The sequence below is a fragment of the Clostridium moniliforme genome, assembly GCF_017873235.1.
Taxonomy (GTDB): domain Bacteria; phylum Bacillota; class Clostridia; order Clostridiales; family Clostridiaceae; genus Clostridium; species Clostridium moniliforme.
In genome coordinates this window covers 85,517-99,634 of sequence record NZ_JAGGJZ010000001.1, presented here as the reverse complement: position 1 = coordinate 99,634, position 14,118 = coordinate 85,517, and the positions used below count along the sequence as shown (strand labels likewise).

At 28.0% G+C, this 14,118-nt stretch carries 12 protein-coding genes; all 12 read left to right on the top strand.

What is annotated here, in order from left to right; all coding sequences use genetic code 11:
- Positions 1 to 61 precede the first annotated feature (61 nt).
- The 12 genes from pyrH (at position 62) to nusA (ending at position 14,116) form a co-directional block, all read left to right on the top strand.
- Positions 62 to 772: a UMP kinase gene (gene pyrH / locus J2Z53_RS00495; RefSeq protein ID WP_209795260.1), complete on the top strand. Its 711-nt coding sequence runs from the start codon at positions 62 to 64 to the stop codon at positions 770 to 772.
- A 14-nt stretch (positions 773 to 786) separates the two neighbouring features.
- The gene (gene frr, locus J2Z53_RS00490; RefSeq protein ID WP_209795259.1) at positions 787 to 1,344 is read left to right on the top strand and encodes a ribosome recycling factor; all 558 of its coding nucleotides are present in this window, start codon (positions 787 to 789) and stop codon (positions 1,342 to 1,344) included.
- A gap of 63 nt (positions 1,345 to 1,407) precedes the next feature.
- Positions 1,408 to 2,169 carry an isoprenyl transferase gene (locus tag J2Z53_RS00485; RefSeq protein ID WP_209795258.1) on the top strand — a complete coding sequence of 254 codons (762 nt, stop codon included), beginning with the start codon at positions 1,408 to 1,410 and terminating at the stop codon, positions 2,167 to 2,169.
- A 21-nt stretch (positions 2,170 to 2,190) separates the two neighbouring features.
- Positions 2,191 to 2,985, top strand: a complete 795-nt coding sequence (locus J2Z53_RS00480) for a phosphatidate cytidylyltransferase (protein WP_209795257.1) — start codon at positions 2,191 to 2,193, stop codon at positions 2,983 to 2,985.
- A gap of 166 nt (positions 2,986 to 3,151) precedes the next feature.
- A complete protein-coding gene (locus J2Z53_RS00475) occupies positions 3,152 to 3,526 on the top strand; it encodes a phage holin family protein (RefSeq protein ID WP_209795256.1) in 375 nt (124 codons plus the stop codon).
- Between the two features lie 125 nt (positions 3,527 to 3,651).
- Positions 3,652 to 4,614, top strand: coding sequence for an AI-2E family transporter (locus J2Z53_RS00470; protein WP_209795255.1), 963 nt, complete (start codon positions 3,652 to 3,654; stop codon positions 4,612 to 4,614).
- A 22-nt stretch (positions 4,615 to 4,636) separates the two neighbouring features.
- On the top strand, positions 4,637 to 5,794 hold the full coding sequence (gene dxr, locus J2Z53_RS00465) for a 1-deoxy-D-xylulose-5-phosphate reductoisomerase (protein ID WP_209795254.1): 1,158 nt from the start codon (positions 4,637 to 4,639) through the stop codon (positions 5,792 to 5,794).
- An 11-nt stretch (positions 5,795 to 5,805) separates the two neighbouring features.
- Positions 5,806 to 6,819, top strand: coding sequence for an RIP metalloprotease RseP (gene rseP / locus J2Z53_RS00460; RefSeq protein WP_209795253.1), 1,014 nt, complete (start codon positions 5,806 to 5,808; stop codon positions 6,817 to 6,819).
- 12 nt (positions 6,820 to 6,831) lie between these two features.
- Positions 6,832 to 7,881: a flavodoxin-dependent (E)-4-hydroxy-3-methylbut-2-enyl-diphosphate synthase gene (gene ispG / locus J2Z53_RS00455; RefSeq protein WP_209795252.1), complete on the top strand. Its 1,050-nt coding sequence runs from the start codon at positions 6,832 to 6,834 to the stop codon at positions 7,879 to 7,881.
- An 80-nt stretch (positions 7,882 to 7,961) separates the two neighbouring features.
- Positions 7,962 to 12,308 carry a PolC-type DNA polymerase III gene (locus J2Z53_RS00450; protein WP_209795251.1) on the top strand — a complete coding sequence of 1,449 codons (4,347 nt, stop codon included), beginning with the start codon at positions 7,962 to 7,964 and terminating at the stop codon, positions 12,306 to 12,308.
- 232 nt (positions 12,309 to 12,540) lie between these two features.
- Positions 12,541 to 13,002 (top strand): ribosome maturation factor RimP, encoded by a 462-nt coding sequence (rimP, locus tag J2Z53_RS00445; RefSeq protein ID WP_209795250.1) that lies wholly within the window; start codon positions 12,541 to 12,543, stop codon positions 13,000 to 13,002.
- A gap of 19 nt (positions 13,003 to 13,021) precedes the next feature.
- Positions 13,022 to 14,116: a transcription termination factor NusA gene (nusA, locus tag J2Z53_RS00440; protein WP_209795249.1), complete on the top strand. Its 1,095-nt coding sequence runs from the start codon at positions 13,022 to 13,024 to the stop codon at positions 14,114 to 14,116.
- The last annotated feature ends 2 nt before the right edge of the window (positions 14,117 to 14,118 follow it).

Genomic DNA, 14,118 nt, shown 5'->3' with positions numbered 1-14,118 from the left:
AAGAGAACACCTTGTGTTCTCTTTTTTTAAAAATAACAATGAATATTTCGGAGGGATTATAATGGCAGATTGTAAATATAATAGAGTAATATTAAAATTATCTGGAGAAGCTCTTGCTGGAACTAATGGATTCGGACTAGACTTTAATGTTGCAACAAGAATAGCTTTAGAAATAAAGCAATTAATAGATGCAGGTGTAGAAGTTGGTTGCGTTGTTGGTGGCGGAAACATTTGGAGAGGCAGAAGTGGTGAAGGAATGGATAGAACTACTGCTGATTACATGGGAATGATGGCAACATGTATAAATGCATTAGCTCTTCAAGATTCATTAGAGCAAGTTGGAGTAGATACTAGAGTTTTAACTGCTATTGAAATGAAAGAAATTGCGGAACCATTTATAAGAAGAAGAGCTATGAGACATCTAGAAAAGGGAAGAGTAGTTATATTTGCAGCAGGAACAGGTAATCCATATTTCTCAACTGATACTACAGCAGCTCTTAGAGCAGCAGAAATAGAAGCTGATGTTATTCTTCTAGCTAAAAAAGTTGATGGTGTTTATGACAAAGACCCTCATAAGTATTCAGATGCAAAAAAATATGATAAACTATCATATATAGAAGTTTTAGAACAAGGATTACAAGTAATGGATTCTACTGCAACTTCTTTATGTATGGATAATGAAATTCCAATATTAGTATTTGGTTTAGATGAGCCAGGCAATATTCAAAAGGCTATTAGTGGAGAAAAAATAGGCACATTAGTGTCAAAATAATAAGGAGGATATTTATGAGTAAAGACATTCTTAAAAATGCTGAAGAGAAAATGAAAAAAACAATAAGTGTTTTAGAAAGCGATTTGTCAACAATGAAAGCTGGAAGGGCTAATCCTACAATGCTTGATAGAATTCAAGTTGAATATTATGGAAGTATGTGCCCAATAAACCAAGTGGCAAACATATCAGCTCCAGAACCAAGAGTTCTTCAAATAACTCCTTGGGAAACAACACTTTTAAAAGATATTGAAAAAGCTATTCTTACTTCAGATTTAGGATTAAATCCTTCAAATGATGGAGCTGTTATTAGATTAATAATACCAGAATTAACAGAAGAGACTAGAAAAAATCTAGTTAAAAATGTTAAAAAAACTGGAGAAGATTCAAAAATTGCTTTAAGATCAATTAGAAGAGAGTCTAATGATAAAATCAAATCTTTAAAGAAAGATGGAGATATTACAGAGGATGAAACTAAGAGATTAGAAGATGATATTCAAAAAATTACAGATAAATTTGTAAAAGAAATTGATAAATTAATAGAAGCAAAAGAAAAAGAGATAATGTCAATTTAGTTTAAATAAAAAACCTGCTCTCTAGCAGGTTTTTTGTACTAAGAAAAGGTGGGAGGAAAACTCATGCTTAAGTTTTTTAAAGGGGAAAAAGTTAGTGAGAATGAAGATATAAGTCTTGATATGGATAATATTCCTAAACATGTTGCTATTATAATGGATGGTAATGGAAGATGGGCTAAAAAAAGAAAACTTCCAAGAACTATGGGGCATAAAGCAGGTGTTGAAACAATTCGTAGAATATTAAAAGAAGCGGATAAGCTTGGAATTAAGTATATGACTCTTTATGCATTTTCAACTGAAAATTGGAAGAGACCTAAAGATGAAGTAAATGCATTGATGAAGCTTTTAGTTCAGTATTTAAGACAAGAAATAAACGAATTACATAAAAATGGTGTAAGGATAAATGTTTTAGGTGATATTTCTAAATTGCCAAAAGAGTGTCAAGATGAAATAGAAAAGTCTATTGAGAAAACAAAAAATAATGTTGGAATAACAATGAATATTGCATTAAACTATGGTGGAAGAGATGAAATATTAAGAGCAGTAAAATTAATTTCTGAAGATGTTTTAAATGGAAATATAGATTCTTCAAATATAGATTCAAGTTTATTTGAAAATTATTTATATACAAAAGGAGTTCCAGATCCTGATATAATAATAAGACCTTCAGGAGAACAAAGACTTAGTAATTTTCTTTTATGGCAATGTGCATATTCAGAATTTTGGTATTCTAATATTTGTTGGCCAGATTTTAAAGAAGAAGATCTTCATAGAGCTATTTATGATTTTCAAAGAAGAGATAGAAGATTTGGTGGTATAAAATAAAATAAATGAGGTGATTTTTAAATGAAATCAAATAACAGATATTTAGGTGCTTTAATGATTGCTCCATTTATTGTTTTTGTATTTTTAGGTGGAGTATGGCTTGAAGGGTTTACGATAGTATTGTCTTTACTTGGAATGTATGAATTTTATAATGCATTAAAACAAAAAGATTTTCATCCAATTCCTATTATAGGATATATACTTGTATTATTTTATTATTTTACGAAAACAAACTTTAGTATATTAACTTATATATTTGTATTTGCAACATTTATACTTTTAATGATACCTGTTATAAATTTAAAATATACGTTTATAGATGTATCTTTAACTTTACTTGGTTTTTTATATGTAGGAGTGTTTTTCAGTTTCATTTACCTTGTGAATAAGAAAATAGGTGGAGAATATTTAGTGTGGCTTATATTTATAGGTTCTTGGATTACAGATACAGCTGCCTATTACTCAGGAAAGTTTTTTGGAAAACATAAATTATGTCCAAAAGTAAGCCCTAAAAAAACAATAGAAGGATCAATTGGAGGAATTTTAGGTGCAACTATATTTTGTGGAATTTTTGGTTTTATAGTATCTAAAAGTGAGAATTTGTTCCCATTATATAATTATTTTATAATAGGGGCTTTATGTGGTGTGTTTAGTCAATTTGGAGACTTAATAGCATCATCTATAAAAAGGTATGTTGGAATAAAAGATTACAGTAACTTAATACCTGGTCATGGTGGTATATTAGATAGATTTGATAGTATACTTTTTTCAGGACTTGTAGTATTTTATTATTTAACATTTATTATAGGAATATAAGAAAAGAGTTCTAAAAGTAAAGCTTTTAGAGCTTTTTTTTATAAAATTAAATATTTATATTATTAAAAAATAAAAGAAAAAATAATATTTTATTATTACATAGTATATTTCTAATTTATAAGAGCACAATATATTTATAAGAAAAACTTATAAAGGAGGAATTTTAATGGATGATAATAAATATACTCAAAGGAAAGATTCAAATGGTAATAGTTTTATTGGATGGATAGTAAGACTTATATTATTTGCAATAGTATTAGGGATAACATCATTTTTTACACCTGGTTTTTCAATTAATGGATTATGGTCATTTTTATTAGCTGCATTTATAATAACTGTAGTAGATTATTTAATAGAATCATTTATGGGTGTAGATGCATCCCCTTTTGGTAAAGGAATAAAAGGATTTGTAATAGCAGCTATAATAATATACTTAGCACAATTTTTAGTTCCAAATATGAGAGTATCAATAATAGGTTCAATATTAGCTGCAGTAGTTATTGGAATAATAGATGCAATATTACCTGGAAAAGTGATGTAATATATAAAGTTTTAATTTAAACAACATAAAAATCTATATAAAAATTTTAAAGATTATAAGCCTTAGAAAAATTCTAAGGCTTTTTTTATTGCATATAAATATAAAATAAAGGAGGATTAGTAGAGGTGAAGTTAAAAGAGGACCATAAAAAACTTTTAGAATCTTTAATATTATTAATAGGTATATTTATTTTTGTAATTATTATTAAAAATTATTTTAAGCCATTTTTATGGATAGTAATAATATTTGTATTAAGTAGTCCTTTATATAATATTTTTACAAAACTTAAAATAAGTAAAAAAATAGCTGCAACTTTAAGTTTGTTAATTTTAAATATTTTTGTCTTTTTATTTATTTATTATTTAGGAAGAAATATTTTTGAAATAATAAATAATATTTATATTAGCAATATAAATATTGTAAATAAATTTTTATTAGATATTACTGAATTATTAGAGAGTATAATTGGAAATATTAATATTAGTAAAGAAGCTGTTAAAATTTTTCATCCTAAAATTATCACAGCTGGGGCATTAACTACAGGAGAAGGGATAATAAGTTATTTTATAGGTAATATTTGTTCATTTTTTATTTTAACTGACAAAGATAAACTTAAAGTATATATGAATAGACTTATACCTAAAAATATTCTAAAAAGAATAAATAAGGGAAGTAATAACATAAAAAGTATTATATCAATTCAAATTATATTAGTTTTAATATCAACTTTAATAATTATTATAGGATTTATTATACTTAATATAAGAAATTCTTTTATTTTGGGAGTAATTTGTGGTATTTTAGATTTACTTCCATATGTAGGAACCATAATTGTATTTATACCAATTATAATATACAATATTATAGTAAAAGATTATTTGATTGCTTTTGGACTTATATGTTTATATATATTAGTTCAAGTTATAAGAGAAATATTAGAGGCAAAACTTTTAAGTAATAAATTTAATGTACATCCTTTAATTATATTTCTTTCAATTTATATTGGAATAAAGGTTTTTGGTATTCTTGGAATTATTATAGGGCCTTTATATAGTATGATGGTTAGAGATATATTTTGTGGGGATTAAGAAATAGACGGAGGAAGATAAAATGAGAAATATTTCAATATTAGGAGCTACAGGCTCTATTGGAACACAAACTTTAGATGTAATTAGACATTCAGAAGGAATAAATTTAATAGGGGTAACTGCAAATACTTCTGTTAATAAAATAAAAGAAATAATTGATGAATTTTCACCAAAATATGTAGCTATGATGGATGAGATTTCAAAAAATGAAATAAAAGAATATGTAAAATATAAAGGATTAAATATAGAAGTTCTTTATGGTATAGAAGGTCTTAAGAAAATAGCTTCTTTAGATGAAATTGACACAGTTGTGACATCTGTTGTTGGTATGATAGGATTAGAGCCAACAATTGAAGCAATAAGACATAAGAAGGATATTGCCCTTGCAAATAAAGAAACTTTAGTAGTTGCAGGAGAACTTGTTATGAATGAAGCTAAAAAATATGGAGTAGAGATACTTCCAGTTGATTCAGAACATAGTGCAATATTTCAAAGTCTTAGAGGAAATTCTTTAAATACATTAAAGAAAATAATACTTACAGCTTCAGGTGGACCTTTTAGAGGCAAAAAGATAGAAGATTTAGAAAATATTAAAGTAGAAGAAGCATTAAATCATCCAAATTGGAGTATGGGAAGAAAAATAACAATAGATTCATCTACGCTTATGAATAAAGGACTTGAAGTAATAGAGGCTCATTGGTTATTTAACTGTCCTTATGAAAATATTCAAGTTTTAGTTCATCCTCAAAGTGTTATTCATTCTATGGTAGAATATTCTGATAACAGTATAATTGCGCAAATTGGTTCAGCTGATATGAGACTTCCTATTCAATATGCACTTAATTATCCAGATAGGAAAAATTCTGTTGCAAAGGGAATAGATTTTTATGAAATATCAAAACTTACTTTTGAAAAGCCTGATATGGATACATTTAAATGTCTAAAATTAGCTTTTAAAGCAGGAATGGATGGAGGTCTTATGCCTACAATTTTAAATGGAGCAAATGAAGAAGTTGTAGATTTATTTTTAAATGAAAAAATTCCTTATATTAAAATAGCAGATATAATAGAGGAATGTATGGAACACTTTAAAGAAGAAGGTAAAAAGGAAGTAACTTTAGAAAATGTTATCCTTTTAGATAAGAAAGTTAAAGAATATGTGAGAAAGAAATATAATTAGGAGGAAACTTAATGTATATATTATATGCAGTAATAGCTTTTAGCGTACTTATAATAGTTCATGAATTTGGTCATTTTATACTTGCTAAAATAAATGGAGTAAAGGTTGAAGAATTTTCTATAGGTATGGGACCTAAAGTATTTTCTATAGATGGAAAGGAAACTAAATATTCATTAGGTATATTACCAATAGGTGGATATGTAAAAATGCTTGGAGAGGAAGAGGAGGTTAATGATGATAAAAGTTTTTCTTCTAAATCTCCACTTAGAAAGATTACAATTATTTTAGCAGGTGCTATAATGAACATAGTTCTTGCATTAGTAATTTATACTGCATTATCAGCACATTTTGGTTTTGCATTACCAAAGGTAGCAACTGTAGTAGATGGAAGTCCAGCTTACAAAGTTGGTATAAAACCAGGAGATGAATTTAAAAAAATAGATGGTCATAAGATTTTTACATCAGAAGATATTACAATTGGAGTAAGTCTTGCAAAGGGTAAGGCTGTAAATTTAGAGGTTGAGCGAGATGGAAAGTTACTTAACTTTGATGTAAAACCAGAATATAATAAAAAAGAAAAAAGAGATTTAATCGGATTTGGATTTGAAATAGTAAAAAAACCAACAATAGGTGAAAGTTTTAGAGAAAGTTTTAATCAAACAGCATCAGCAATAAGTCAAACATTTAATGGACTTAAAATGATAGTTACTGGTAAAGCAAACTTGAAAACTGATGTTGGAGGTCCTGTAACTATTATAAGATTATCAGGTGCAGTTGCAAAAACAGGAATATGGAATTTATTAAACTTTACGGCACTTATAAGTATAAACCTTGCTGTATTTAATTTATTACCATTACCAGCTTTAGATGGTGGATGGACAGTAATACTTTTAATAGAACTTATAACTAGAAGAAAAGTACCAGAAAAAGTAGTAAATTCTTTAAACTTTATTGGATTTGCAATGCTTATGGGACTTATGGTTTTAGTAACAGTTAAGGATATATTATTCCCAATAAAATTTTAGGAGAGAACATAAATGGATAGAAATATAACAAGAATAGTTAATGTTGGAGGGATTTTAATTGGTGGAGAAGAACCAGTTGTTATTCAATCAATGACTAATACAGATACAAGAGATGTAGATAAAACATTAGAACAAATAGATAAATTAGTAAAGGAAGGCTGTCAAATTGTAAGATGTGCAGTACCTGATATGGAAGCTTGCGAGGCACTTAAAGAAATTACAGCAAAATCTAAGGTGCCAATAGTTGCAGATATTCACTTTGATTATAGATTAGCTCTTAAAGCAATTGATAATGGAGTAGCTAAGCTTAGAATAAATCCAGGCAATATTGGGAGTGTAGATAGAATAAAAGCAGTTGTTGAAAAGGCAAAGGAGAAGAAAATACCAATAAGAATTGGGGTTAATTCAGGTTCTTTAGAAAAGGATATTTTAAAAAGAGATGGTAAACCAACAGCTAAAGGATTAGTTGAAAGTGCATTAAGACATGTTAAGATATTGGAAGATTTAGAGTTTTATGATATAGTTATTTCAATAAAATCTTCAAATGTTCCTATGATGATAGAAAGTTATAGACTTATGAGTGAAAAATGTAATTATCCATTACATTTAGGTGTTACAGAGTCTGGAACAACATTTAAAGGAACAATAAAATCAAGTGTAGGTATAGGAACTCTTTTAGCAGAAGGAATAGGAAATACTATAAGAGTATCCCTAACATCAGATCCTATTGAAGAAATTAAAGTTGCAAAAGAAATACTTAAATCTTTAGGATATATAAAGGAAGGAATAGAGTTTGTGTCTTGTCCTACTTGTGGAAGAACTGAAATAAATTTAATTAAAATAGCAAATGAAGTTGAAAAAAGACTTGAAGGCTCAAAAAAGAATATAAAGGTTGCTGTTATGGGATGTGTCGTTAATGGCCCAGGAGAAGCAAGGGAAGCTGATATTGGTATTGCTGGTGGAAAAGGCGTTGGCATAATCTTTAAAAAAGGCGAAATAGTAAAGAAGGTAAAAGAAGAAGATTTAGTTGATGAACTTATAAAGGAAATAGAATCATTATAAGGCTCATACTATAAAATAACCCTCAAAATTAAATTTATTTTGAGGGTTAATATTTTTAATAGAAAAAAGGAGGGAATCCTTTGAGCGAAGAGTTCATTAAGAGACTTAATAAAGAAATAAATAAAAAGGAAAATTTAGAAGATAAAGAAATAAAATTAAATAGATTTCAATTTTATAAAAAAAGCAATGTTTTAAAGGTTATATTAAAGTGTAAGGAAAGTTTAACTGAAAGTGAAGAAGAATTTCTTAAAAAATTAATAGTAAAAAACCTAGGCATTAATATAAATGTAGAATTACTAGTTTATAAAGATGTAGAAGGGGCTAGTATAAAGGATATATTAGAAAAATATTGGTCTGATGTTGTTTTAAATATAGTTAAGAAAAATCCATTATCTAAAAATGTTTTATATTCTAAACATAAAGATATAGATAAAGATGTAATTATAATTAGATATGGTAGTGAAGCAATAGTAAAACATTTAAAAAATAAGGATATTGAGAGAAAAGTTTCAGCTAGAATTCATGATATTTTTGGAGTTCATGTAAGAATTGAATTAAAATATGATAGTTTGCTTGAAGATAATAATTATGAGGAAAATAAAGCAAAAGAAAACAAGAAAATAGTTGAAGATGTACTACAAGGAAAGATAGTTCAAATGAATTCATCCTCTTCACAAGAAAATAAAGAGAAAAAAGAAAAGAGAGAAACTTCTTCTAAAAATAATAAAAATGAAGGATATCAAAAATATAAAAGAGAGCCTAAAGGTGAAAACACTATTTTAGGAAGAAATATAAGTCAAGAAGCAATGAAAATATGTGATATTGATGAAACTTCAGGTTATGTTGCAATAATTGGAGAAGTATTTAAAACTGAAATAATTGAAACTAGAACAGGAAAAACAATTTTAACATTCTTTATAACAGATTATACAAGTTCTATAACAGTTAAATGTTTCTTAAAAGAAAAGGATAAAGATGAAGTATTAGAAAATGTTAAAAAGGGACTTTACTGTAAAGTAAGAGGGGAAGCTATATATGATACTTATGCTAGAGAAGTAGTAATAATGGGTAGAGATATAGTTAAAATGAAAAAAATAGAAAGAATGGATGGGTCTTTAGAAAAGAGAGTAGAACTTCACTTACACACAAATATGAGTACTATGGATGGAATGACATCTGCAAGTAGACTTATTGAAAGAGCTGCAAAGTGGGGTCATGAAGCTATAGCTATTACAGACCATGGTGTAGTCCAATCTTTCCCAGATGCTCAAAGTGCCTCAAAGAAATTTGGAATAAAGGTTCTTTATGGAGTTGAAGGATATTTAGTTGATGATGGTATTCCAATAGCTCTTCATGAAAAGGGAGAAACTTTAGATAGTTCTTATGTAGTATTTGACTTAGAAACTACAGGGTTTTCTCCTAAAAATGATAAAATAATTGAAATTGGTGCAGTTAAAATAGAAAATGGAAAAATTATTGATAGATTTAGTGAGTTTGTAAATCCAAAAAGAAATATTCCATATAAAATTACTGAACTTACAGGAATATCAGATGATATGGTAAAGAATAGTGAGGATATAGAAACATTACTTCCAAAGTTTTTAGAGTTTTCTAAAGGAAGTGTTTTAGTTGCACATAATGCTGCTTTTGATACTGGATTTATTAAAGGAAATTGTAGAAGATTAGGATTAGATTTTGACTTTACTATATTAGATACAGTTCCTTTAGCTAGATTTTTATATCCAGAACTTAAAAAAGTAAAACTTAACATTGTAGCAAAACATTTAGGAATATCTTTAGAAAATCATCATAGGGCTGTAGATGATGCAAAAGCTACTTGTGATATATTATTAAAGTGTTTTGAAAAGCTAAAAGAAGAAAAAGAAATATATGATTTGAAAAGTTTAAATGATGAGTTTTTATCAAACTTTGATATAAAAAGGCAACCTACATATCACATAATCATACTAGCAAAAACACAAGCTGGTCTAAAGAATTTATATAAATTAGTTTCAGAGGCGCACCTTGAAAATTTCTTTAAAAGTGCTAGAACTAAAAAAAGTAAACTTCAAGAAATGAGAGAAGGACTTATAATTGGATCTGCCTGTGAAGCAGGAGAGTTATATCGAGCTATATTAGATGGAAGAAGTGATGAAGAAATTACTAAGGTTGCAGAGTTTTATGATTATTTAGAAATACAACCTATTGCAAATAACAATTTCTTAATTAAAAAAGGAAATGTTGAAGATGAAGAAGAATTAAGAGAAATAAATAGAAAAATATACAATATCGGTAAAAAACTAAATAAACCTGTTGTTGCAACAGGAGATGTTCACTTTTTGGAACCACAAGATGAAGCATTTAGAAGAATAATAATGGCGGGAAAAGGATTTAAAGATGCAGATGATCAACCACCATTATATTTTAAGACAACAGATGAAATGCTTAAAGAATTTTCATATTTAGGAGAAGAAGAGGCTAAAGAAGTTGTAATAACAAATCCAAATAAAATTGCATCTGAAGTTGAAAATATAAAGCCAATTCCTGATGAAACTTTCCCACCTAAAATAGAAGGTGCGGAAGATGAAATTAGAAATATGGTAAGAAAAAAAGTACATTCAATATATGGAGAAAACTTACCAGATGTTATACAAAAAAGATTGGATAAGGAATTAAACTCTATTATAAATAATGGATATGCGGTTTTGTACCTTATAGCACAAAAACTAGTTGCAAAGTCGCTTAAAGATGGATATTTAGTTGGTTCTAGAGGATCTGTTGGATCTTCTTTTGTAGCTACAATGTCAGATATAACAGAAGTTAATGGACTTCCACCACACTATGTTTGTCCTAAATGTAAGAATTCAGAATTTTTCTTAGATGGTTCTGTAAGTTCAGGTGCTGATTTACCTCCTAAAAAATGTCCAAAATGTGGTGCAGATTATAAAAGAGATGGTCATGATATTCCTTTTGAAACTTTCTTAGGATTTGAAGGGGATAAAGAACCTGATATTGATCTTAACTTTTCAGGAGAATATCAAGGGGTAGTGCATAAGTATTGTGAGGTTTTATTTGGAAAAGGTTATGTATTTAAGGCTGGTACAATTGGTACAGTAGCTGAAAAGACTGCATATGGATATGTTAGAAAATATTTAGATGAAAGAGATATTAGGGTATCTAGTGCAGAAATAGAAAGACTTACAATTGGATGCACTGGAATAAAAAGAACAACAGGACAACATCCAGGTGGAATTATGGTTGTTCCAAGTGACAATGAAATTTATAATTTTACTCCAATACAACATCCAGCTGATGATAATGATACTGATATAATTACTACTCATTTTGATTATCATTCAATAAGTGGTAGACTTTTAAAACTTGATATACTAGGACATGATGATCCTACAGTACTTAGAATGCTTCAAGATTTAACTGGGCTTGACCCGAAAACTATTCCTTTAAATGATGAGAAAGTAATTAGTTTATTTACAAAGCCAGATGCTCTTGGAGTTACAAAGGAAGAATTAGAATGTGAAGTTGGAAGTTATGGTCTTCCAGAGTTTGGTACAAAATTTGTTCGTCAAATGCTTGTAGATACAAAGCCTAAAAGTTTTGCAGATTTAGTTAGAATTTCAGGTCTTTCTCATGGTACTGATGTTTGGCTTAATAATGCACAATATTTTATTAAAGAAGGATATACTACACTTAAAGATTGTATTGCAACAAGAGATGACATTATGGTTTATTTAATGCACAGAGGACTTCCACCTAAAATGGCCTTTACAATAATGGAAAAAGTAAGAAAAGGTAAAGGCCTTAGTGAAGAACATGAAAAACTAATGAGAGAATATAATGTGCCTGATTGGTATATTGAATCTTGTAAAAGAATAAAATATATGTTCCCTAAAGGTCATGCTGTTGCATATGTAATGATGGCAGTTAGAATTGCTTATTATAAGGTATATTATCCTAAAGCTTATTATGCAACTTACTTTACAGTAAGAGCAGATGATTTTGATGCAGATCTTATTTGTAAAGGTGAAGGTGCGGTTTATGAAAAACTTCATGAATTATATGATTTAGGAAATGCAGCTACAACAAAAGAAAAAGGAATGATAACATCTTTAGAAATGGCTTTTGAAATGTACAAGAGAGGATTTAAATTTCTAAAGGTAGATTTATATAAATCAGAAGCTACAAAATTTATAATTGAAGGAAATGGTTTGAGGCCACCAATTAATGCTCTTCAAGGTGTTGGAGATAATGCGGCAAAATCTATTGTAGAAGCTAGAGCCTTTGGAGAATTTATATCTAAGGAAGATTTAAGACTTAGAGCAAAAATTACAAAAACTGCTGTTGAGATGTTAGATAATCATGGATGTTTAGAAGGATTACCAGAAACAAATCAATTATCTTTATTTTAATATTTTGTAGATTTGTAAATTATTCAAACATGCTTGAAAAAATATATATTATATGATAAAATAAAAAATGATGATTATTACTAATAGCTAGATTAAAGGAGTGGGAAAGTTATTTACCCGCTCTTTCTGTTTAAAGCGCAACTACTTTAGTTGCGTTTTTAATTAAAATAGATTTTTAGATATTGGAGATAATATAATTATAAAATTGAATAGCGAAGAAGGAGGTTAACATATGAAAAAGGATGCCTTAATAGAAAAATTAGAAAATCTAGTTAAGCCAATAACTGATGAATTAGGTTACGAATTATATCATGTAGAGTTTGTTAAAGAAGATGGAGAAAATTATTTAAGAATATATATAGATAATGAAGAATCAGGCATTACACTTAATGATTGTGAAAAAGTTTCAAGAAGAGTTAGTGAGATGCTAGACCTAGAGGATCCAATTTCTGTTTCATACTTTTTAGAAGTTTCTTCACCTGGTATAAATAGAGGTTTATATAAGGAAGAACATTTTAAAAGATTTTTAGGAAGCAAAGTATTTATAAAATTTACAGGATCAGTAAGTGGAAGAAAGAGTGTAAAGGGTATATTAAAATCTTGTGATGGAGATTTTTTAGAAATTGAAAGTGATGAGATAATAAAAATACCAAAAGATAAAATAAAGTCAGCTAATTTAGAGGGTGAATTATAAAAGTAGGGAGGATAATAAAATGAACGAAGAGTTTATAGGTGCTCTTAAAGAGATAGTTAAAGAAAAAGGAATATGTGAAGATTTAATATTTACAACAATTGAGGATGCTATGGTTGCAGCCTATAAGAAAAATTATGCAAACCAATATACTTCAGCTCAAAATGTTAAAGTTACAATTAATAGAGAAAGTGGAGAAATTGGAGTTTATGCACAAAAAGTAGTTGTAGATGAAGTTTATGATGAAGTAACTGAAATAAGTTTAGAAGAAGCTAAAGAGTTAAATCCTAAATATGAAGTGGATGACGTTGTTGATATAGAAGTTACACCTAGAAACTTTGGAAGAGTTGCAGCACAACTTGCAAAACAAGTAGTAACTCAAAGAATAAAAGAAGCAGAAAGAAATATAGTGTATAATGAATATAAAGAAAAAGAATTTGACATAATAACAGGAACAATTCTTAGAAAAGATAAAGGATTAGTATTTGTTAATCTTGGGAAAATAGAAGGAGTTATAGGTCCTAACGAACAAATGAAGGGAGAAGAATATAACTTTAATGAAAAATTAAAATTATATATAGTTGAGGTTAAAAATGCTTCAAAGGGTGCTCAAATTCATGTTTCAAGAACTCATCCAGGATTAGTAAAAAGATTATTTGAACTTGAAGTTCCAGAAATATATGATGGAATAGTTGAAATAAAGAGTATTTCAAGAGAAGCAGGTTCAAGAAGCAAAATAGCAGTATATTCAAATGATGAATCAGTTGATGCTATGGGTGCATGTGTAGGACCTAAGGGTATAAGAGTTCAAAATATAGTAAATGAACTTAAAAATGAAAAAATAGATATAATAAAATGGAGCAATGATTCAGCAGAGTTTATAGCAAATTCTTTAAGTCCAGCAAAGGTTTTAAATGTTGAAGTTAATGAAGAAGAAAAATCAGCTAAGGTTATAGTTGATGATAATCAACTTTCACTTGCTATAGGAAAAGAAGGCCAAAATGTTAGATTAGCAGCAAAACTTACTAACTGGAAAATAGATATAAAAAGCAAAAGTCAAGCAGAATTAGAAGATGAAAAGTCTTTATCAGAAGAAGTAGATTCAGAAGAAATATAAAA